The sequence below is a fragment of the Actinosynnema pretiosum genome, assembly GCF_002354875.1.
GTDB lineage: Bacteria > Actinomycetota > Actinomycetes > Mycobacteriales > Pseudonocardiaceae > Actinosynnema > Actinosynnema auranticum.
In genome coordinates, this window is the sequence record NZ_CP023445.1 from 6,524,486 (window position 1) to 6,544,160 (window position 19,675).

Here is a 19,675-nt window from a genome sequence, read left to right on the forward strand (position 1 = left end):
GGCTCCCCTTTGTCACTTTCGCTTGTAGAAGGGCAGGGCGACGACCTCCACGGGCTCGCGGCGGCCACGGACGTCCACGGTCAGCGCGGTGCCGGGCTCGGCGTTGGCCCTGGTCACGTAGGCCATCGCCACCGAGTGGCCGAGGGTGGGCGACAGGGCGCCGCTGGTGACCACGCCGATCTCGGCGCCGTCGGCGTCGAGCACGGGGTAGCCGTGGCGGGGCGCCCGGCGCGACGCGGTCTTGAGACCGACGAGGGTGCTGTCGGCGCCCGCCTCGGCGGCGGCGGCGAGCGCGGCGCGGCCGACGAAGTCGCCCGGCTTGTCGAGCTTCACGACGCGGCCGAGGTTCGCCTCGAACGGGGTGCGGTCCAGGCCCAGCTCGTTGCCGTACAGCGGCATCCCCGCCTCCAGGCGGAGCGTGTCGCGGCAGCCCAGGCCCGCGGGCTTGAGGCCGTGCGGCTGACCGGCTTCCAGCAGCGCCCGCCAGACGTGGGCGGCGTCGGCGGGGGCGGTGAACAGCTCGAAGCCGTCCTCGCCGGTGTACCCGGTGCGGGCCAGCAGGACGGGCTTGCCCGCGACCTCGGCCGGGTAGGAGGCGTAGTACTTGACGGCCGCCAGGTCCGTGCTGGTCAGGCCTTCGAGGATGGCCGTCGACGCCGGGCCCTGCACGGCGATCAGGGCGTGGTCCTCGGAGCGGTCGGCGACCTGGGTGTCGAAGCCCTTGGCGCGCTCGACGAGCTCGGCGGCGACGGTGGTCGCGTTGGAGGCGTTCGCGACGACCAGGTACTCCTGCTCGGCGAGCCGGTAGACGATCAGGTCGTCCACGACGCCGCCGCTCTCGGCGCAGATCATGGTGTAGCGGGCGCGGCCGACGCCGATCGCGGAGCAGTGGCCGACCAGGGCGTGGTCGAGCGCGGCGCCCGCCTCGGGGCCGGTCAGGACGATCTCGCCCATGTGGGTCAGGTCGAACAGGCCCGCCGAGGAGCGCACGGCGTGGTGCTCGGCGAGCTCGCTGTCGTAGCGCAGCGGCATCCGCCAGCCCGCGAAGTCGGTGAAGTGCGCGCCGAGGGCCTCGTGCTCGGCGTGCAGCGGGGTGCGGCGGGGTTCCATGCTGCGGGTTCCTCCCTGGTGGCGGACCTGGTCGGCCGGGCCGGTCGGCGGGCCGGTTGGCGGTGTCGTCCCGCGCGCGGTCGAGCGGCGGGCGCGGAGGGGCGGACCGACCGGTTCCGGTTCGGCCCGCCGGGGGAAGGATCGCACGAACCCGCTCCCCGGTTCGCGGGCAGCGGGTTCGGCGGGTCGGGCGCGGCGCTCAGAGGGCGCGGCCCGCGCGGACGCTCTCGACGACCTTGCGCTCGGCGTAGAACGACACGAACGGGATGGTGCCCGCGAGCAGGACCAGCACGGTGCTCTTGATCGTCCAGCGGGCCTTGAGGGCGAGGTCGACGGTCAGCACCAGGTAGATGGCGTAGAGGAAGCCGTGCACCGGGCCGACGATCCGCATCAGCGTCTCGCTGTCGCCCAGGTACTTGAACAGCATGGCGACGACCAGGCCGAGCAACCCGACACCGACCACGTAAGCCATCAGCCGGAACCTGCTCAGCGCGCCACTCATCGCCCCACCCTCACCGCGTTCGATCACCTGGTGTCCCGCGCGTGCAACTCGGCGAGGTAGCGGTTGTAGGCCGCCATCTCCTCGTCCTCGTCGTCTTCGTCGTAGCCGTCGTGCGCGGGGGTCTTGACGGGGTCAACCGTAACCACCGACGTCCGCGCTCCCGGCTCCGGGGCTGGGGTGATCGGCCGGGGGGCGGGCGCGGGGGTGGGGTCGACCGGGGTCGCGACGGTCTGCCCGGTTCGTCCGCTCTCGGTGGCAAGGGCCGCGTCGGCGGCCTTGTTGGCGGCGTCGAGGCGGCGGACGCGCCACACCATGAACGCCGGGAACAAGCCGAAGAGGGGCCACTGGAGGACGTAGCCGAGGTTCTGGAAGGTGCCGTTGGCCGAGGAGAACCGCTCCCACTGCCACCACGCCAGGCCGCAGCAGGCCAGGAGGGAGAGCAGGCAGACGGCGGCGATGGTCACGCGCTGGGAGGTGATCCTGGGGCCTGCCACGCGTCCAGGTTAACCGCGCGGGGGCGCGGGGCGGGCGGGGGCCTGGGGTGTGAGATCGGTCGCCGGGGGCGGGATCAGGCGTGGGTGCGCGAGGCGCGGCGGGTGCGGCCGGGGGCGTGGGTTCCGGGCGGATCGCTGCCGGGATCAGGGCGCGCGGCGACTCGGGCTCGGGCCGGGCGCGGGCTCGGGTCGGGTTCGGAGCGGCTCGGGGTTCGGAGCGGCCTGCGGATCGGGCGCGGGCGCCCGCCGTGGGGCCTGGGGACCGCGCAGGGGTCGACGGGGCCGCCGGTTCGGGGTGGCGGTGGGGCGTCGGCGCAAGCGGGTCGGGCGGCGGGACGCCGCAGGGGCACGGGGTCGGCGCGTGGCGTCCGGCCGGGCAGGGGTGCCGCTGGTCGGGGTCGCCTGGTCGCGCGCGTCGGCCTGGTGGTGTCGGGCGGGGTCGGCCGCGGGCTCCGGCGAGGGCGGGGTGCTGCCCTGCCGAAGTGGCCGCCCGTGCGCCGCTCGGGCGCACCGGTCGTCACCGCGCTCGGGTCACCTCGGCCGGTCCTCGGCCGGATCGGTCCTCGGGTGTTCCGGGCTCGTCGTGCTGCCGGAGCCGGTCGGGGTTCCGGGGTGGTCGGTGCGAGGCCGTGCGGGGACGGCCTCTCGCGACCGCTCGGGGCGCGCCGCGTCGCGACGCGCGCTCGGTCGTGGGGTGGGCTCCCGCGCAGGAGCCCGGTCCCGGACGGGGGTCAGGCGACGCCGTCCCGGCGCTGCCTCTGCAGCCGCGCCACGCACCAGGCCGCGGCGCTGCCCCGGCGGAGGTGCTGGAGCACGGTCATGGGTCCGAGCCTGCGCCCCAGGTCGGCCGGGCTCAGGCCCGCCGCCCGGTAGTCGAGCGCGCGCTGGTCCATCGGGCTGATGCCCGCGTCCCACCACAGCTCGGCCTCGGCGAGGTCGCCGACCAGCTGCCAGTAGCTGGCCGCCGCCGCGAGGAGGACCTCGGGCGCCTCGGGCGCCCGCTTCCTCATCGCCGCCACGTACGCGGGGTCCGCGGACTCGACCTTGACCGAGCCCCCTCGGTACCCGCCGGTCGCCCGCTGGACGGGGATCGCCGGCACGGACTGCGGGGCTTCGGCGAGCCACGCGTCCTTGATCCGGTTCACCTCGCGCAGCTCGGCGTCGTCGGAGCGCTCAGCCGCCCACTGACGCAGCAGCTCGTCCACTCCGGAGTCCTCGACCATTCCGCCTCCTCGTCGGTCGAAGATCAGCCAATGCAGCGCACCGTATTCGGGGGTTCCGACAACCGCTAGACCCTTGTTTGCCAAAAACCCTGTTACCAGGGTGTTATAGCCCTCATTTCACCCGCTAGGCGGAGCGTCGGGCCAACTCGATCACGTGAAGTGACCGAGACGGTCGGGCGTCACTCGAACAGGGCGCGGATGAAGGTGATGATCGACTCGGCGCTCTCCCGGAGCCAGGCCAGCACCCCCTTCACGGTCTCGGCGGACTGGTCGGGCTGGGTGATGAGGAAGAACAGCACCAGCGCGACACCCGCCAGCGACAGCACCTTCTTGAGCTTCACCGAGCGCTCTCCCTCCGTTCACCGGGGCGGCGCGAGCGGGTCCGGGGACAGCCCGTTACCCGGCTCGACGCAGGACATGGTCCACCACTCACCCGGATGACACGGGGAGAACGCGCCGAGCTGGTCCGTTCAGCCCTCGGAAGACACCCTGGGCGACGAGTGACCCGGCCGATGACCACCCGAACGGACTATCAAGGCCGTTGGGCTGAACGCCGATGCTGTGGGTGACGGGTCGCTCGGCGGCTCCGCGCACACCTCCCCACACGGCACGAACATCGGAGCTCCGCCACACCTCCAGCACAGCCCAGCCGGATCACTCGGATGCGCTCGGTCACGCACGCAGCGTGACAGGAGAGTCGGGCGCGTCCTGAATTCCTCACGCCGCGCTCCGGGGTTTTCCGCAGCCTTTTTTCGATCATCGGCGGCGGGGGTGGGTCGGATTTGTTCCGGAATGCGGGCGGCGGGGGAACCTCAGATTCTTACGCGGTACCGGCGGGTAGCGGAAGAGCCGGTTGGCGGCGCGGCTGCGGGAGGCGGCGGGCCGGCCGAAAGTCGAGTCGCTGACCAGCGGGAACGTTGGGGTTGCGCGGAAAAACGACCGAGGGCGCTCGGGCAACCCGCAGTGGTCGTTCGGGCAGGGGCGCGGGCGGTGCGGGTCGGCCGGTGCGGGGCGGGGTGGGGCAGAGCGGGTGAGTGGCAGGCGTGCGCGCGCTGGTGGCAACGGTGCAGGCCAGGTGGGGGGCGGCGCGGGTGGTGGGCGCGCGGGCGACGACGGCGCGGACCGGGTGACGGTGGACCTCGGGCGGCGGGCGCGACCACCGGATTGGAACGCGGCCACCCGGATTGCGACGCGGTCACCCGGATCGGGACGCGGGTAGCGGGCTGGGACGCGGGTAGAGGGCTGGGACGCGGGTAGAGGGCTGGGGCGGGGGCGGCGACCGGGGTCTTGGGCGACGGACAGCGGTAGGCCGCCGGAGCCGCGCAGGCGGCTGGAACCCCGGAGAGCGGCGACCGGAACCCGGCGGGCCCAACGGCAGAGCGGGACCGGGCAAGCGGCGGACAGCGGTGGATCGGAGCCGCGCGAGCGGCGGGAACCTGGCGAGCGGCGGGAACCTGGCGCGCCCAACGGCAGAGTGGGACCAGGCTAGCGGCGGACAACGGCGGACCGGAACCTCGCGAGCGGCTGGACCCCGGAGAGCGGTGGCCGTGTCGGAGGCAGGTGAACGGCGGCCGTTGCCGGAACGACGAGCGGCGGCCATTGCCGGAGGCAGGTGAGCGGCGGTCAGAGGCAGGTGGACAGCGGCAGGTCTGCTGTGGGCAGCGCGGAGCCGAGCGGCGGCGGGCTCGGGCCAGGTGAACTGCGGTCCAGGCCCCGGCGGCGGTAGGTCGGGGTCGGCGTGGGCAGTGGGGCGGCGGAGCCTGGTAGCGGGCGGCGGAGCCGAGTGGCGGGGCGGCGGAGCAGGGTGACGGGGGGCGGAACCTGGCAGCAGGGCGGGACCGGGTGGTGGGCCGCTCCGGGGAGGAGCGGCCCACCCGCCGGGCGTCAGCCGATCACGCCCGCCGTGCGCAGCGCGGTGACGCGGTCCGGGGCGAGTCCCAGTTCCGCCAGCACCTCGTCCGTGTGCTCCCCCACCCCCGGCACGCTCCCCGGCACCGCCGTCGGGGTGCGGTCGAAGCGGGGGGCCGGGGCCGGTTGGGGGACGCCGTCCACCTCGACGAACGTGGCCCGCGCGGTGTTGTGCGGGTGGGTCGGGGCCTCGCCGGGGTCCAGGACCGGGGCGAGGCAGGCGTCGCGGCCCTGGGCCAGGGCCGCCCACTCGTCGCGGGTGCGGCCCCGCACCGCCTCCGCGATGCGCGCCCGCAGCTCCGGCCACGCCGCCGGGTCCTCGCGGGGCGGCGGGTCGACCAACCCCAGGAGGTCCACCAGTTCCGCGTAGAACTTCTCCTCCAGCGCCCCCACGCCCACGTACCGCCCGTCCGCGGTCTCGTACACGTCGTAGAACGGCGCTCCCCCGTCCAGCAGGTTCTCCCCCCGCTCCCCCCGCCACCCGCCGCCGCGCCGCATCCCGTGCAGGAACGTCGTCAGCAGCGCCGCCCCGTCCACCATGGCCGCGTCCACGACCTGCCCGCGGCCCGACCGGTCCCGCTCGTGCAGCGCCGCCAGCACGCCCACGGCCAGCAGCAGCCCTCCCCCGCCGAAGTCGCCGACCAGGTTCAGCGGCACGGTCGGCGGCTGGCCCGCGCGGCCGATCGGGGACAGGGCCCCCGCGACCGCGATGTAGTCGATGTCGTGCCCGGCGCGCTCGGCCAGCGGGCCGGTCTGCCCCCAGCCGGTCATCCGGCCGTAGACCAGGCGCGGGTTGCGGGCCAGGCACTGGGCGGGGCCAAGGCCCATGCGCTCGGTCACGCCTGGGCGGTAGCCCTCGACGAGCACGTCGGCCCGCTCCACCAGGTCCAGCACCAGCGCGGCGCCCTCCGGCGAGCGCAGGTCGACGGCCACCGAGCGCCTGCCGCGCCCCAGCAGGTCGCCGGGGACGCCCACCGCGCCGATCCGGTCCACGCGCACCACGTCGGCCCCGAGGTCGGCCAGCACCATGCACCCGAACGGGGCGGGCGCGAGGCCGGCCAGCTCCACCACGCGCAGGCCCGCCAGCGGACCGGCCATCACAGGCTCCTCGCGATGATTTCCTTCATGATCTCGTTGGTGCCGCCGTAGATCTTCTGCACGCGCGCGTCCGCCCACGCGCGCGCGATCGGGTACTCGGTCATGTACCCGTACCCGCCGAAGAGCTGCACGCACTCGTCCACGACCCGGCACAGCCGCTCGGTCGACCACCACTTGGCCATGGCCGCCGTGGGCACGTCCAGCTCCCCGCGCAGGTGCAGCCCCACGCACTCGTCGACGAACGCGCGCGACACGCGGGCCTCGGTCGCGCACTCGGCGAGGGTGAACCGGGTGTTCTGGAACTTGATCAGCTCCCGCCCGAACGCGGACCGCTGCTTCACGTAGTCCAGGGTCAGCTCCAGCGCCGCCTCGATGCCCGCCACCGACGACACCGCGATCACCAGCCGCTCCTGCGGCAGCTGCTGCATCAGCTGCACGAACCCCTGCCCCTCGCCGCCGAGCAGCGCGGAGGCGGGCAGCCGGACGTCGTCGAAGAACAGCTCCGAGGTGTCCTGCCCCTTGAGCCCGAGCTTGTCGAGCACCCGCCCGCGCCGGAAGCCCTCGGCCCGCGCGGTCTCCACCACCAGCAGCGAGATCCCGGCCGCGCCCCTCTCCGGGTCGGTCTTGGCGGCCACGATCACCAGGTCGGCCTGAGCGCCGTTGGAGATGAACGTCTTCGAGCCGGACAGCACGTACCCGTCGCCGTCGCGCCGCGCCCGCGTGGTGATGCCCTGCAGGTCCGACCCGGCCCCCGGCTCGGACATCGCGATCGCGCCCACGTGCTCGCCGCTGGCGAGCTTGGGCAGCCACTCGCGCTTCTGCTCCTCGGTGCCGTAGGCGAGCAGGTAGTGGGCGACGATCCCGTTGTGGACGCTGCCGCCCCACGCGCTGTCGCCGGACCGCGCCTGCTCCTCCAGCAGCACGGCCTCGTGGGCGAACGTGCCGCCGCCACCGCCGTACTCCTCGGGCACCGACAGGCACAGCAGCCCCAGCTCCCCAGCCTTGAGCCAGAAGTCGCGGTCGACCTGCTTCTGCTCCGCCCACCGCTCCTGGTGCGGCACGGCCTCCTTGGCGAAGAACGTCCTGGCGAGCGAGCGCAGCTGGTCGAGGTCCTCGGTCATCCACGGTGATCGGCGCGCGGTCATGACCCGGGACGCTGCCACCGCGCGTCCCGCCCCGCCATGACCGCCCGGCACCACGAGCCGCCCGGTTAGGTGAGCGCAATTGTCAAGGGGGTGCGCGAGACTGCCCAGGTGGAACTGATCAGGCTCACCCCCGGCTCGTGGCGGACCTGGCGCGACATCCGGCTGACCGCGCTGGCCAGCGACCCGGTCGCGTTCGGGCCGGTGCTGGAGCGGGAGCGCGGGCACACCGAGCAGGACTGGCGGACCTCGCTGCTGCCCGAGCAGGGCGTGCGGGTCGTCGCGCGGGACGCCGGGGCGGGCGCGGAGGGCTCGGTGGGGCTGGTGGCCGCGATCCCGCACTGGGAGGACAGCGGGGTGCTGTACCTGTTCTCCCTGTGGGTGCGGCCCGAGGCGCGCGGGCGCGGGGTGGGCGCGGCGCTGGTGGGCGACGTGCTGGCGTGGGCGGGCGAGCACGGGTGGCCGGTGGTGCGGCTGCGGGTGTCCCCCGGCAACGAGGTGGCGCGCAGGCTGTACCTGCGGGCGGGGTTCACCGGCGAGGGCGAGCACCTGGAGCGCGGGCCCGGCGGGGTCCCCGAGCGGGCGGGCGCGCCGTCCCCGGCGGCGGTGTCCTCCGCAGCGGCGGACCGCGCCGAGCGGTGAGCTGATAAGTCACCCCGAACGGTCATGGGCCGCGCGCCGCGCGCTGCCTACGGTGGTCGCATGACCGATGCCTTGATCTTCGACGCGGTGCGCACACCGCGCGGCAGGGGGAAGCGGGGGTCGCTGCACAGCGTGAAGCCGATCTCCCTGGTGTCCGGGGTGCTGTCGGCGCTGGCGGCCCGCAACGACCTGGACACCTCGGCGGTGGACGACGTCCTGCTGGGCGTGGTGTCGCCGGTCGGCGAGCAGGGCGGGGACATCGCCCGCACGGCGGTGCTGGCGGCGGGCTGGGACGTGCGGCCCGCGGGTGTGCAGCTCAACCGGTTCTGCGCCTCCGGGCTGGAGGCGGTGAACCTGGCGGCGGCGAAGGTGGCGTCCGGGTTCGAGGACCTGGTGGTGGCGGGCGGCGTCGAGTCGATGTCGCGGGTGCCGATGGGCTCGGACGGCGGCGCGTGGATGGCCGACCCGGAGACCAGCGCGGCGACCCGGTTCGTGCCGCAGGGGGTGAGCGCGGACCTGATCGCGACCCTGGAGGGGTTCAGCCGGGAGGACGTGGACGCGTTCGCGGTGCGCTCGCACCAGCGGGCGGTGCTGGCCCGCGACAAGGGCTGGTTCGAGCGGTCGCTGGTGCCGGTGGTGGACCGCAACGGCACGGTGGTGCTGGACCACGACGAGGCGATCCGGCCGGAGACCTCACTGGAGGGCCTCGCGGGGCTGAAGCCGAGCTTCCAGTTCCACGGCGACCTGGGCTACGACCTGGTGGCGATCGACCGGTACCCGCAGGTCGAGCGGATCTCGCACGTGCACACGCCGGGCAACTCCTCGCAGATCGTGGACGGGGCGGCGGCGGTGCTGCTGGGCAGCGAGCGGGTCGGCCGGGAGCTGGGGCTCACGCCGAGGGCGCGGGTGCTGGCGGCGTCCGTGGTGGGCACCGAGCCGACGATCATGCTGACCGGTCCGGCCCCGGCCGCGCGCAAGGCGCTGGACAGGGCCGGGCTGACCGTGGAGGACATCGACCTGTTCGAGGTCAACGAGGCGTTCTCGTCGGTGGTGCTGCGGTTCCAGCGGGAGCTGGGCGTGCCGGACGAGAAGGTCAACGTCAACGGCGGCGCGATCGCGCTCGGGCACCCGCTGGGCGCGACCGGGGCGATGATCCTGGGCACGCTGCTGGACGAGCTGGAGCGCCGGGACCTGCGGCGGGGGCTGGCGACGCTGTGCGTGGGCGGCGGCATGGGCATCGCGACGATCATCGAGAGGGTCTGAGATGGCCATCCGCTACGAGCGGGACGCCGAGGGCGTCGTCACGCTGACCATGGACATGTCGGGCTCGGCGAACGTGATGAACGCCGAGTACCAGGAGGCGATGGGCGCGGCCGTCGACCGGCTGGAGGCCGAGCGCGACGAGATCACCGGGGTGGTGCTGACCTCGGCGAAGAAGACGTTCTTCGCGGGCGGGGACCTGAACCTGCTGGTGTCGGTGACGCGGGAGAACTCCGCCGAGGTGCTGGCGGGCGTGTCGGACGTGAAGGCCCAGCTGCGCAGGCTGGAGAAGCTCGGCAGGCCCGTGGTGGCGGCGATCGCGGGCGCGGCGCTGGGCGGCGGGCTGGAGATCGCGCTGGCCTGCCACCACCGGGTGGTGCTGGACGACGACCGGATCAGGCTGGGGCTGCCCGAGGTGACGCTGGGGCTGCTGCCAGGCGGCGGCGGGGTCACCAGGATGGTGCGGATGCTCGGGCTCCAGGCCGCGCTGCCGCTGCTGGTGGAGGGCAAGCAGCTCCGCCCGAAGCGCGCGCTGGAGGCCGGCTTCGTCGACGAGCTGGCGTCCTCGAAGGAGGAGCTGATCGCCAAGGCGCGGGCGTGGATCGCGGCCAACCCGGAGCCGGTGCGGCCGTGGGACCGCAAGGGGCACACCGTCCCCGGCTTCCGGCCGTTCGACCCGCAGTCGTACGGGGTGCTCGCGGCGGCCCCCGCCGTGCTGCACAAGAGGACCAGGGGCGCGTTCCCCGCGCCGGAGAAGATCCTGGCGGCGGCCGTGGAGGGCGCGCTGGTCGACTTCGACACCGCGCTCGTGGTGGAGGACCGGTACTTCCTGGAGCTGGTGTCCGGGCAGGTCGCCAAGAACATGATCGGCACGTTCTGGTTCCAGCTGAACGAGATCGGCGCGGGCGGGTCGCGACCGTCCGGTGTGGAGCGGACCTCCGTGGCGAAGGTGGGCGTGCTCGGCGCGGGCATGATGGGCGCGGGCATCGCCGAGGTGACCGCGAGGGCGGGCATCCCGGTGGTGCTCAAGGACGTGACGCTGGAGGCCGCGCGGCGCGGCGCCGGTGAGACCCCCGGCATCACGCCCACCGACTCGGACGCCGACCTAGCCGGGTGCGACCTGGTGATCGAGGCCGTGTTCGAGGACCGGGAGCTGAAGAACCGGGTCCTCGCGGACGCCGGGTCCGCCGCGCTGGACGGCGCGGTGATCGCGTCCAACACCTCGACGCTGCCGATCACCGGGCTCGCCGGGGCGGTGGCGGACCCGGAGCGGTTCATCGGGCTGCACTTCTTCTCGCCGGTGCCGAGAATGCGGCTGGTGGAGATCATCCGGGGCGAGCGGACCTCGGACGAGACCCTGGCCCGCGCGTTCGACTACGTGCTGAGGATCGGCAAGACGCCGATCGTGGTCAACGACAGCCGGGGCTTCTACACCTCGCGCACGTTCGGCGCGTACGTCACCGAGGCCATCGCGATGGTCGGCGAGGGCGTGGCGCCCGCGCTGGTGGAGAACGTCGCCAAGCGCGCCGGGATGGCCGTGGGGCCGCTCGCGGTGTCCGACGAGGTGACGCTGACGCTCCAGCTGCGCATCCGCGACCAGGCCGTGGCCGACGGCGCGGGCGGCGCGGGCGGCGCGGGCGTGCGGGTGGTGGAGGAGCTGGTCGCCGAGGGGCGGACCGGCAAGTCCGGCGGGGCCGGGTTCTACGAGTACCCCGAGGGCGGGCGGAAGTTCCTGTGGCCGGGGCTGGCCCGGTACGGGCGCGCGGACGCCGGGGTCACCGAGCGGGACGTCGAGGACCGGCTGCTGTTCGTCCAGACCCTGGAGACGGTGCGCTGCCTGGACGAGGGGGTGCTCACCTCGGTGCGCGACGCGAACGTGGGCAGCGTCTTCGGGTTCGGGTTCGCGCCGTGGAGCGGCGGGACGCTCCAGTTCGCCAACGCCTACGGGCTGGCGGCGTTCGTGGAGCGGGCCGACTACCTCGCGGACACCTACGGCGAGCGGTTCCGGCCGCCGTCGTCGCTGCGCGAGCGGGCCAAGTCGGGCGAGGACTACCGGTAGCGCGGGGCGGCCCCGGTGCGGTACGCGCCGGGGCTGCTGCCCGTCCAGCGCTTGAACGCCCGGTGGAAGGCGCTGGCCTCGGAGAAGCCCAGGCGCAGCGCCAGCTCCTCCACCGACTCGCCGCCGCGCACCAGGCTCGCCACCGCCTGGTCGCGCAGCAGCTGCTCGCGGACCTCGCGGAACGTGGTGCCCTCGGCGGTGAGCCTGCGGCGCAGCGTCGCGGCGCTCACCCCGAGCCTGGCCGCCACCTCCGGCAGTCCGGGCGCGCCGGAGCCCAGCTCGCGGCGGACCTGGCCGGAGGTGGCGGCGCCGTGGTCGCGGCGGGAGAGCAGCTCGGCGGGCGAGTTGCGCAGGAACCGGCGCAGCGCGGCCTCGTCCTGGGCGACCGGCATCCGCAGGAAGCGGGTGTCGAACTCCAGCGCGGTGACGCCCGCGTCGAACCGCAGCGGGCAGCCGAAGATCAGGTGGTACTCGGCGGCGTGCGGCGGTTCCGGGTGGGCGAGCCGGACCGAGCGCAGCGGGATGCGGCGGCCGATCAGCCAGGACGAGAAGCGGTGCCACAGCACCAGGAGCGACTCGACCAGGAAGCGGTCGGGGTCGTCGAGCGCCCCGGTGTCCAGTTCGAGGCTGGCGGTGGGGGCGGTCGGGTCGGCGCGCAGGGCGGGCGCGGGCTCGACGTCGAACAGGTCGTAGAACGCCATCCCCCTGCGCAGCGCGGACTCCAGCGACGGGCAGTGCACGGCGAGCAGGCACATGGTGGCGAACGTGCCGCGCTTGCTGCGGCGCGGGGCCAGGCCCATGAACTCGTCGTCCAGGTCGTCCCAGAGGGCCTGGATCAGGCGGGTGTACTGCTCGGGGGTGACGCGGGCGCGGGTGTCGGCGAGCAGGGCGGGGCCGATGCCCGCGGCGCCGAGGAGGGGGTCGACGGGTCTGCCCGCGCGGCGCGCGCCGCGCAGGGCCGCGGTGACGTAGTGGATGGCGACGGTCCTGGTGAGCATCGGCTCCGAGTGTGGCGCACGGGCGGGGGCCGGGGAGCGGCGACGCGGGGTCGGGGAGAGAAGGTCCCGCGTCGCCACCCCGGTTGCCCGGACCCGTCGTGGGGTCCTCAGCGCCTCGTCGGTGGGGCATCCGCCCGCCCACCCACGAGGGACGTTGGTGTGGTTCCCGCCACAAAACGATAGTTGGTCTAGACCAGTGGCGTCAATACGGCGACCGGCGGCAACCGTGCACGTTCCGTTACCGGCGCGTTGCTTTTGCGTGACGCACCAGCGGCTCCCCCCGAACGGCCGATCGGAGTGCCTGAACGGTCCGCGACCGTCAGGCGCAGCGGGGTGCGCGCCGATGGCCCAAGCGGTGGGGCCGGGCGCGGAGACAGGGGTGCGGATCACCCCGCGCCGAGCGGTACTGTCAGCCCCGCCCACCCCCGCGCGGGGCGTCCGGGCGGGATCTTCCGAGGAGGCTGCGGGTGCGGGTGGTGTGGGCTGCGGGCGGCCTGGCGCTGGCCACTTCGGCGCTGGCGGGCGTCCTCATCGGCGTGTACGTCAGCGGGGACGAGACCGAGGGCGGCATCCCGTCCCCGACCTGGTCGACGGGGGTGTCGTCGAGCGCGCCCAGCTCTTCCGAGGCGCCGCCGAGCAGCAGCTCCGCGCCCTCGTCGCCGATGGCGACCAGCACGACCACCACCACGACGACGAGGACGACCACGACGACCCGCGAGCAGGCGCCGCCGCAGGTCGAGGAACCGCCCAAGGCGGAGGAGCCGACCAAGGCCGCGGAGCCCGCGCCGACCACCACGACGACCACCAAGGGGTGGGAGTGCGGGCCGCTGAACCTGTTCCCGCCGGACCACTGCAAGGACTGACCCGACCGGCCCGGTGACGGGCGGTCGCGGTGAGTGTGAACGCGGCGGGCCCGGCGGGCGAGGGGTGTGAACCCGCGCGCGGGGCGGACCGGGCTCGCGGGGAGCGGACCACCGCCGGACGTCGCGGCGGGTGTGGACCAGCGGGGCGGGAGGTTCAGGGGTCGGTGGTCGCAGGCGGAAACGCCACCGTCCCCCGGCCGCAACGTGGCCGCGCCACCCTGTGGCGATGGACCCGACACCGAAGACCTGGCGGCTGCGGTTCGAGCTGCCCGACAGCCCCGGAGCCCTGGCCAGGGTGAGCATCAGGCTCGCCGCGCGCGACTGCAACGTGCTGGCCCTGTCGGCGATCCCGGTGCCCGGCGGCGTGGTGGACGAGCTGGTGGTGACCACCGGGCCGGGCGTGCTGCCCGCCGACCTGGTCGAGGAGATCCGCGCCGAGGGGGCCCGCGCGGTCGGGATCACCCGCGCCGACGTGCGCGACCTGGTCGACGCGCCCGCCGCCGCGCTGCGCGCCGCCTCCGCCGCGCTGACCGACCCGGCCGCGCTGGCCGAGGCGCTGCGGTCGGTGCTGGGCGCGGACTGGGTGCGGGCGCTGCCCAAGCCTCCGGAGCAGGACGGGAACACCGCGCACCTGCTGTCCTCGGACGGGGTGACCGTGGTCGCCCGGCGCGCGTGGACGCCGTTCACCGAGGTGGAGCTGACCAGGGCGCGGGCGCTGGCGGAGCTGGTGGGCGCGACCGGGGCGAGCGCGCCGACCGGGACGGTGACCGGCGACGGGATGGCCGTGGTGATCCGGACCGGGCTGCCCTCGGACGAGGCGGCGGTGGCCGCGCTGCACGGGCGGTGCTCGAAGCGGTCGCTGTTCGCCCGCTACCACGCGGGCGTGAGCGCCCTGCCGCGCCGCTGGCTGCACCGGCTGCTGGCCCCGCCGAGGGGGACGGCGCTGGTGGCGCAGTGCGCGGACCGGGTGGTGGCGATCGGCCAGCTGATCCGCACCTCCGAGCCCGAGGTGGCCGAGGTGTCGGTGCTGGTGGAGGACGAGTGGCAGCGGCGCGGGATCGGGGCGGCGCTGCTGGCGCAGCTGGCGCGGGCGGCGCGCGCGGACGGGCGCCGGGAGCTGGTGGCGTGGTGCCTGCCGGAGGAGACCGGGCTGCGGCGCGCGGCGGAGCGGGCCGGGCTGGTGTGCTCGGCGCGGCGCGAGGACGGGGCGCTGCGGGTGTCCATCGCGGTGCGCGGGGACGCCGAGGTGCGCGGGGACGCCGAGGTGCGCGGGGACGCCGAGGTGCGCGGGGACGCCGAGGGGTTCGCGGTGGGCGGTGAGCGCGGCGCGCTGCCGGGGCGGGTCGCGGCGGAGGCGGTGCGGCGCACCGGGACGGCGTGACGGTCGGGGACGCGGCGGAGGGCGGGCGGGACCGGCGTCGGTCCGGCGGGGCGCGGACGGGCCGGTGGCCCCGCGCCGCCGGGCGCGGCTCGGGGTCGCGACGGCCCGCCGGTTCCGCCCGACCGCCCGCGACGCGGGTTCGGGGGTGCGCCACCACCCGTCCGGCGTTGCCCGGGAGCGCTCCCGGGCGGGTGTTGTCCGGCTAAGCTGACGCTTTCGCCGAACAGCGTCCGGGAGTGGTGCCGGTGTCCGTCCAGTCGCACGTGAACGCCCGCCCCACGTTGGAGGACGTGGCAGCACGAGCGGGTGTCTCCCGTGCGACCGCGTCGCGGGTGCTCAACGCGTCCCCGAGGGTGAGCCCCGAGGCGCAGGAGGCGGTGACGGCGGCGGCGCGGGACCTCGGCTACCAGCCCAACCAGGCCGCGCGGGCGCTCGTGACGCGGCGCAGCGGCGCGGTCGCGGTGGTGTTCTCCGAGCCCGAGCCCAAGATCTTCGACGACCCGCACTTCGCCTGGCTCACCAGGGCCGCCGCCCGCGCGCTGGCCGACGCGGACGTGCAGATGGTCCTGATGCTCGCGCACTCGCCGCAGGACCAGGACCGGGCGCAGCGCTTCCTGCAGGGCGGCCACGTGGACGGCGCGCTGGTGTTCGCCCCGCACAAGGGCGACCGGCTGCTCGCGCTGGCCCGCAAGCTGCCGCTGCCCGTGGTGTACGCGGGCAGGCCGTGGGGCTCGCTGCGCGGGCTGAACTCGGTCGACCACGACAACACCGGCGGCGGTGAGCTGGCGACCAGGCACCTGATGTCGTTGGGGCGCGAGGTGATCGCCTCGGTCACCGGCCCGCTGGACGAGCTGGCCGCCGCGGACCGGCTGGCCGGGTGGCGGCGCGCGCTGGGCGCGGACGACGAGCGGACCGCGCTGCTCACCGAGGACGGCGGTTTCTCCCGCGAGGGCGGCAAGCGCGCCATGGCGGCCCTGCTGGGGCGGGCGCCGGACCTGGACGCGGTGTTCGTGGCGAGCGACTTGATGGCGGCGGGCGCGCTGGACGCCCTGCGCGAGGCGGGCAGGCGGGTGCCGGAGGACGTGGCGGTGGTGGGCTTCGACGACCACCCGTCGATAGCGCCGCACACCACCCCCGCGCTGACGACGGTCCGCCAGGACACCGGGAACCAGGTGTCGCACATGGTGGCGCACCTGCTGCGGCTGCTCAGCGGCGAGCAGGTCCGCGCCAAGCGCCAGGTGCTCCCGACCGAGCTGGTGCGGCGCGAGTCGGCTTAGGGCGTGGCGGACGCGAGTCCGGCCGGGGACGGGATGTCGCGCGCCTCGGCGCCGTGCGCCGCGGCGTTCGGGCACCGGGCCCTGCGGCCCGCGCAAAGGCGCCCAGCGCCCTGTTCGGGCGCTGGGCGGGTCGGCCCGGCCCTCGCTCGGGCCGACCCGCACCCGTTCTGAGGGCACACCGCCCGGAACGGGACGCGCCGGGACAAAAAATCTTCGAAGAACGGGGCGGGGCCGCACCCGAAGGTCCGGCCCCGCCCCGTTCTCCCCTTGCCCCGGCGCGGTGCGCGGGCCCCCGAGCCCCCGCACCGCGCCGAGCTCAGCGGCCTGCTCCGGCGGCCTACACCTCCGCCATCCCCGAGACGATCGAGGTGCGCGCCGCCCGCCGGGCGGGCATCGCGGCGGCGATCACCGCGGCCACCACCGCCGCCACCAGCATCACGGCGATCTGCCCCACCGGGACGTCCAGCGCGATCTCGATGCCGCCGCCGCCGAACGAGCTGGTCAGCGCCCAGCCGACGCCGATGCCGAGCACCAGCCCGATCGTGGCCCCCATCAGCGCCATCAGCACCGACTCGACCACCAGCATCAGCCGCAGCTGCCCCTTGGTGAGCCCGAGCGCCCGGAGCAGCGCGGTCTCCCTGGTGCGCTCCAGCACGGACAGCGCGAGCGTGTTCGCGATGCCGAACAGCGCGATCAGCACGGCCAGCCCGATCAGCGCCCACACGAACCCGAGCATCTGGTCGACCTGGCTGTTGATCAGGTCCCTGGTCTCGGCGGCCGAGCTGATCACGGCCAGCGGCGAGGTGTCGGTGACCTTCTCCAGCGCGGCCCGCCCGTCGGCGGCGCCCACGCCCTCCTTGAGCTTGACCATGACGTTGCTGTGGCCGGGCCGCGCGGAGTTGACCGACTCGGCGGTGCCCAGGGTGGTCAGGCCGTAGCCGATCTGCCGCCCGGTGACGACGGCGACGACCTCCAGCTCGGCCTTGTCGCGCTTCTCCACGTCCCCGACCTTCACCCGGTCGCCGACCGTGATGCCCGCGGACTTCGCGTACTCGTCGGTGACGGCGAGCTTGCCGTCCCCGAGCGCGTCCAGGGACCCCTCGACCACCTCGGGCAGCACGACGCTGCCGAGCGCGCTGCGCCGCACGCCGAGGAAGTACCCGTTCTCGGCGTACACCTCGGAGGTGGGCTCGGCCTGCGCGACCTGCGGCACGGCGCCGAGCCGGTCGGCCAGCTCGACGGGCAGCTGCCTGCCGTAGACCGAGGAGTTGACGGTGAAGTCGGCCGGGTACTGCTCGTCGAGCCGCTGGGTCGCGGTCTCCCGGACGGACCCGCCGACGACGGTCACCGAGACCACGATGGACACGCCGACGATGAGCGCGGCGGTGGTGGCGGCGGTGCGGCGCGGGTTGCGCTCGGCGTTGCCGACGGCGAGCTTCGCGGGCACCCCGAACAGCAGGCCGGGCACGATCCCGAGCAGCCTGTTGACCGGCCCGACCAGCAGCGGCCCGAGCAGCAGCACGGCGGCCAGCAGCAGCATCGCGCCCGCCGCGCTGGCGAACATGGACATCTCCAGCTGCTCGGCGCGCTGCCCGACGACCAGGGCGCCCGCCCCGGCCAGGACGAGCAGCACGGCGGAGGCGATGCGGAGCTTGCCCGCGCGGCGCACGTCGTCGCCGCTGTCGATCTGGTTGCGCAGCGCGGCGATCGGCGCGACGCGGGTGGCCTTGCGGGCGGGCAGGACGGCGGCGAGCACGGTGACCAGCACGCCGACCGCGAACGCGGCGAGCGCGGTGGTCCAGGTGATCGGCGTCTGCACGCCCGCCGCGCTGCCCGCGCCGAGCGCCCCGATGCCCCGCTGGAGCAGGGCCGCGACGCCGATGCCCGCGCCGAGGCCGAGCACCGAGGCCACCAGGCCCATCACCAGCGCCTCGGCGAGCACGCTGCGGAACACCTGCGAGCGGTTGGCCCCGACGCAGCGCAGCAGCGCCAGCTCCTTGGTGCGCTGGGCGACCAGGATGGTGAACGTGTTGTAGATGACCATGGAGGCCACGACCAGCGAGATGGCCGCGAACACCAGCAGCGGCAGGGTGAAGTTGACGCCCTGCTTCGCCAGCTGCTCCATGGTGTCGGCCTCGGCCTGGGCGCCGGTGCGCACCCGGTACTCGCCGCCGAGCGCGGCGGCGACGGCGTCGCGCAGCTGGGCGTGGTCGCTGCCGGGCGCGGCGAGCGCGACGACCTCGGTGACGACCGGCTCGTCGCCGAGCCTCGCCATCAGCTCGGGCGTGACGACGCCCTGCTCGCCGTAGCCGAGGGACATCGGGTTGCTGGACTGCCGGTAGGCGCCCACGACGGTGAGCCGGTGGTCGCCGTGCTCCTGGCTCATCAGCGTGGTGGTGCTGCCGATGGTCAGGCCGGTGGACTTGACGCCGCGCTCGTCGAGCGCGATCTCGTTCGCGGACTGCGGGAAGCGGCCGTCGACGAGGTCGAACTCGCGCAGCTCGGGGGTGGTGGCCAGGGACTGCACGCGGGCCTCGCGGGCCTTGCCCTTGCTGTCCACGAGGGCGGCCCAGACCGTGGAGCGGCTGTCCGCGCCGCTGACGCCGGGCACGGCCCTGACCTCGGCCAGCGCGGACTCCGGGATGCTGCTCAGCTCGGAGGCGTCCCCGTTGACCTGGGCGGACACCGCGACGTTGCGGGAGCTCTTGGCGTACTCCTCGCGGCTGCCTGCGTCGATGGCGTCGCCGAGCACGAGGGTGCCGGTGACGAAGGCGACGCCCAGCGCGATCGCGATCGAGGAGAGCACGAGCCGCGCGGTGCGGGCCCGTAGCCCCGCGATGATCGTGCGCAGCATCAGGCCCCCAGGTTCTTCAGGGCGGCGAGGACGCTGTCGGCGGTGGGGGCGGTGATGTCGCCCGCGAGGTGGCCGTCGGCCAGCAGCACGACGCGGTCCGCGTAGGAGGCGGCGACCGGGTCGTGCGTCACCATGATCACGGTCTGGCCGAGCTTGCGGACCGACATGCGCAGGAAGTCCAGGACCTCGGCGCCGGAGCGCGAGTCCAGGTTGCCGGTGGGCTCGTCGGCGAACACCACGTCGGGCCGGGCGACCAGGGCGCGGGCGCAGGCCACGCGCTGCTGCTGGCCGCCGGACAGCTCGGTCGGCTTGTGCTTGAGGCGGTCGCGCAGGCCGAGCACCTCGACGATGGTGTCGAACCACTCCCGGTCGGGCTTGCGGCCCGCGAGCTCCAGGCCGAGCAGGATGTTCTGCTCCGCGGTGAGCGTCGGCAGGAGGTTGAACGACTGGAAGACGAACCCGACCCGGTCGCGGCGGAGCTTGGTGAGGTCCTTGTCGCCCAGGCCGGTGATCTCGGCGCCGCCGACGCGCACCTGGCCGCCGTCCACGTCGTCCAGGCCCGCCAGGCAGTGCATGAGGGTGGACTTGCCCGAACCCGAGGGGCCCATGATCGCGGTGAACCGGCCCGCCTCGAAGGCGACGGTGACCCCGGCCAGCGCGTGCACCGCGGTGTCGCCCTTGCCGTACACCTTGACCAGGCCGGTCGCCTCCACGGCGGTCCGGGTTCCGACGTCGGACACGACTGCGGACATGGTTGTGCTCCCTGGGGTCGGGGCGCCTGCGGGCCGGGTCCGCTCACCGCGTTCCCGTGCGTCCGCCGCGCTTCTGGCTGACGGGGAGAACGCTAGGGCCGGGCGGTGTGCG

The 19,675-nt window shown here is 74.9% G+C and carries 16 protein-coding genes; 6 read left to right on the forward strand and 10 right to left on the reverse strand.

Annotated elements, in window-relative coordinates; translation table 11 throughout:
- Positions 1 to 12: 12 nt before the first annotated feature.
- The 7 genes from gcvT to CNX65_RS27750 all read right to left on the reverse strand — a co-directional run bounded on the left by gcvT (position 13) and on the right by CNX65_RS27750 (position 7,480).
- Positions 13 to 1,110 carry a glycine cleavage system aminomethyltransferase GcvT gene (gcvT, locus tag CNX65_RS27725; protein WP_096496373.1) on the reverse strand — a complete coding sequence of 366 codons (1,098 nt, stop codon included), beginning with the start codon at positions 1,108 to 1,110 and terminating at the stop codon, positions 13 to 15.
- A 199-nt stretch (positions 1,111 to 1,309) separates the two neighbouring features.
- Positions 1,310 to 1,612 (reverse strand): DUF3817 domain-containing protein, encoded by a 303-nt coding sequence (locus CNX65_RS27730; protein WP_015804361.1) that lies wholly within the window; start codon positions 1,610 to 1,612, stop codon positions 1,310 to 1,312.
- A 23-nt stretch (positions 1,613 to 1,635) separates the two neighbouring features.
- Complete coding sequence (locus CNX65_RS27735; protein WP_096496374.1) at positions 1,636 to 2,106, reverse strand: transcriptional regulator; 471 nt, start codon at positions 2,104 to 2,106, stop codon at positions 1,636 to 1,638.
- Positions 2,107 to 2,837: 731 nt separating this feature from the next.
- Positions 2,838 to 3,329 carry a transcriptional regulator gene (locus CNX65_RS27740; protein WP_096496375.1) on the reverse strand — a complete coding sequence of 164 codons (492 nt, stop codon included), beginning with the start codon at positions 3,327 to 3,329 and terminating at the stop codon, positions 2,838 to 2,840.
- Positions 3,330 to 3,508: 179 nt separating this feature from the next.
- Entirely contained in the window at positions 3,509 to 3,670 is a 162-nt protein-coding gene (locus CNX65_RS36465; RefSeq protein ID WP_177154426.1) for a hypothetical protein, read from the reverse strand.
- Between the two features lie 1,543 nt (positions 3,671 to 5,213).
- Entirely contained in the window at positions 5,214 to 6,335 is a 1,122-nt protein-coding gene (locus CNX65_RS27745; protein ID WP_177154427.1) for a CaiB/BaiF CoA transferase family protein, read from the reverse strand.
- On the reverse strand, positions 6,335 to 7,480 hold the full coding sequence (locus CNX65_RS27750) for an acyl-CoA dehydrogenase family protein (RefSeq protein WP_096496377.1): 1,146 nt from the start codon (positions 7,478 to 7,480) through the stop codon (positions 6,335 to 6,337). Before CNX65_RS27750 ends, CNX65_RS27745 begins: the two co-directional genes overlap by 1 nt.
- Positions 7,481 to 7,588: 108 nt before the next feature.
- On the opposite strand from CNX65_RS27750, the gene CNX65_RS27755 reads away from it, so the two are divergent.
- From CNX65_RS27755 to CNX65_RS27765, 3 genes are read left to right on the forward strand one after another with little or no spacing between them, the layout of a single operon-like run.
- Positions 7,589 to 8,119, forward strand: coding sequence for a GNAT family N-acetyltransferase (locus CNX65_RS27755; protein WP_232520036.1), 531 nt, complete (start codon positions 7,589 to 7,591; stop codon positions 8,117 to 8,119).
- Between the two features lie 60 nt (positions 8,120 to 8,179).
- Complete coding sequence (locus CNX65_RS27760; RefSeq protein ID WP_096496379.1) at positions 8,180 to 9,382, forward strand: acetyl-CoA C-acetyltransferase; 1,203 nt, start codon at positions 8,180 to 8,182, stop codon at positions 9,380 to 9,382.
- Position 9,383: 1 nt separating this feature from the next.
- Positions 9,384 to 11,438 (forward strand): 3-hydroxyacyl-CoA dehydrogenase NAD-binding domain-containing protein, encoded by a 2,055-nt coding sequence (locus CNX65_RS27765; protein ID WP_096496380.1) that lies wholly within the window; start codon positions 9,384 to 9,386, stop codon positions 11,436 to 11,438.
- On the opposite strand, the gene CNX65_RS27770 is transcribed toward CNX65_RS27765, so the two are convergent.
- Positions 11,429 to 12,436: an AraC family transcriptional regulator gene (locus tag CNX65_RS27770; protein WP_096496381.1), complete on the reverse strand. Its 1,008-nt coding sequence runs from the start codon at positions 12,434 to 12,436 to the stop codon at positions 11,429 to 11,431. The genes CNX65_RS27765 and CNX65_RS27770 overlap by 10 nt on opposite strands.
- Positions 12,437 to 12,903: 467 nt before the next feature.
- Here CNX65_RS27770 and CNX65_RS27775 point away from each other — a divergent pair, with 467 nt between their 5' ends.
- The 3 genes from CNX65_RS27775 to CNX65_RS27785 all read left to right on the forward strand — a co-directional run bounded on the left by CNX65_RS27775 (position 12,904) and on the right by CNX65_RS27785 (position 15,957).
- Entirely contained in the window at positions 12,904 to 13,299 is a 396-nt protein-coding gene (locus tag CNX65_RS27775) for a hypothetical protein (RefSeq protein WP_096496382.1), read from the forward strand.
- Between the two features lie 226 nt (positions 13,300 to 13,525).
- Positions 13,526 to 14,680: a GNAT family N-acetyltransferase gene (locus CNX65_RS27780; RefSeq protein WP_096498034.1), complete on the forward strand. Its 1,155-nt coding sequence runs from the start codon at positions 13,526 to 13,528 to the stop codon at positions 14,678 to 14,680.
- Between the two features lie 245 nt (positions 14,681 to 14,925).
- The gene (locus CNX65_RS27785; protein WP_096498035.1) at positions 14,926 to 15,957 is read left to right on the forward strand and encodes a LacI family DNA-binding transcriptional regulator; all 1,032 of its coding nucleotides are present in this window, start codon (positions 14,926 to 14,928) and stop codon (positions 15,955 to 15,957) included.
- A 337-nt stretch (positions 15,958 to 16,294) separates the two neighbouring features.
- On the opposite strand, the gene CNX65_RS27790 is transcribed toward CNX65_RS27785, so the two are convergent.
- Together CNX65_RS27790 and CNX65_RS27795 are read right to left on the reverse strand one after the other, a co-directional pair.
- Positions 16,295 to 18,811, reverse strand: coding sequence for an ABC transporter permease (locus CNX65_RS27790; RefSeq protein ID WP_096496383.1), 2,517 nt, complete (start codon positions 18,809 to 18,811; stop codon positions 16,295 to 16,297).
- Complete coding sequence (locus CNX65_RS27795) at positions 18,811 to 19,563, reverse strand: ABC transporter ATP-binding protein (RefSeq protein ID WP_096496384.1); 753 nt, start codon at positions 19,561 to 19,563, stop codon at positions 18,811 to 18,813. Before CNX65_RS27795 ends, CNX65_RS27790 begins: the two co-directional genes overlap by 1 nt.
- Positions 19,564 to 19,675: the final 112 nt, after the last annotated feature.

Bases quoted from the DNA above. Each gene is read 5' to 3' on its own strand.
- gcvT (WP_096496373.1), bottom strand. From the start codon at position 1,110: ATGGAACCCCGCCGCACCCCGCTGCACGCCGAGCACGAGGCCCTCGGC.
- CNX65_RS27730 (WP_015804361.1), bottom strand. From the start codon at position 1,612: ATGAGTGGCGCGCTGAGCAGGTTCCGGCTGATGGCTTACGTGGTCGGT.
- CNX65_RS27740 (WP_096496375.1), bottom strand. From the start codon at position 3,329: ATGGTCGAGGACTCCGGAGTGGACGAGCTGCTGCGTCAGTGGGCGGCT.
- CNX65_RS27745 (WP_177154427.1), bottom strand. From the start codon at position 6,335: ATGGCCGGTCCGCTGGCGGGCCTGCGCGTGGTGGAGCTGGCCGGCCTC.
- CNX65_RS27750 (WP_096496377.1), bottom strand. From the start codon at position 7,480: ATGACCGCGCGCCGATCACCGTGGATGACCGAGGACCTCGACCAGCTG.
- CNX65_RS27760 (WP_096496379.1), top strand. From the start codon at position 8,180: ATGACCGATGCCTTGATCTTCGACGCGGTGCGCACACCGCGCGGCAGG.
- CNX65_RS27765 (WP_096496380.1), top strand. From the start codon at position 9,384: ATGGCCATCCGCTACGAGCGGGACGCCGAGGGCGTCGTCACGCTGACC.
- CNX65_RS27770 (WP_096496381.1), bottom strand. From the start codon at position 12,436: ATGCTCACCAGGACCGTCGCCATCCACTACGTCACCGCGGCCCTGCGC.
- CNX65_RS27780 (WP_096498034.1), top strand. From the start codon at position 13,526: ATGGACCCGACACCGAAGACCTGGCGGCTGCGGTTCGAGCTGCCCGAC.
- CNX65_RS27790 (WP_096496383.1), bottom strand. From the start codon at position 18,811: ATGCTGCGCACGATCATCGCGGGGCTACGGGCCCGCACCGCGCGGCTC.
- CNX65_RS27795 (WP_096496384.1), bottom strand. From the start codon at position 19,563: ATGTCCGCAGTCGTGTCCGACGTCGGAACCCGGACCGCCGTGGAGGCG.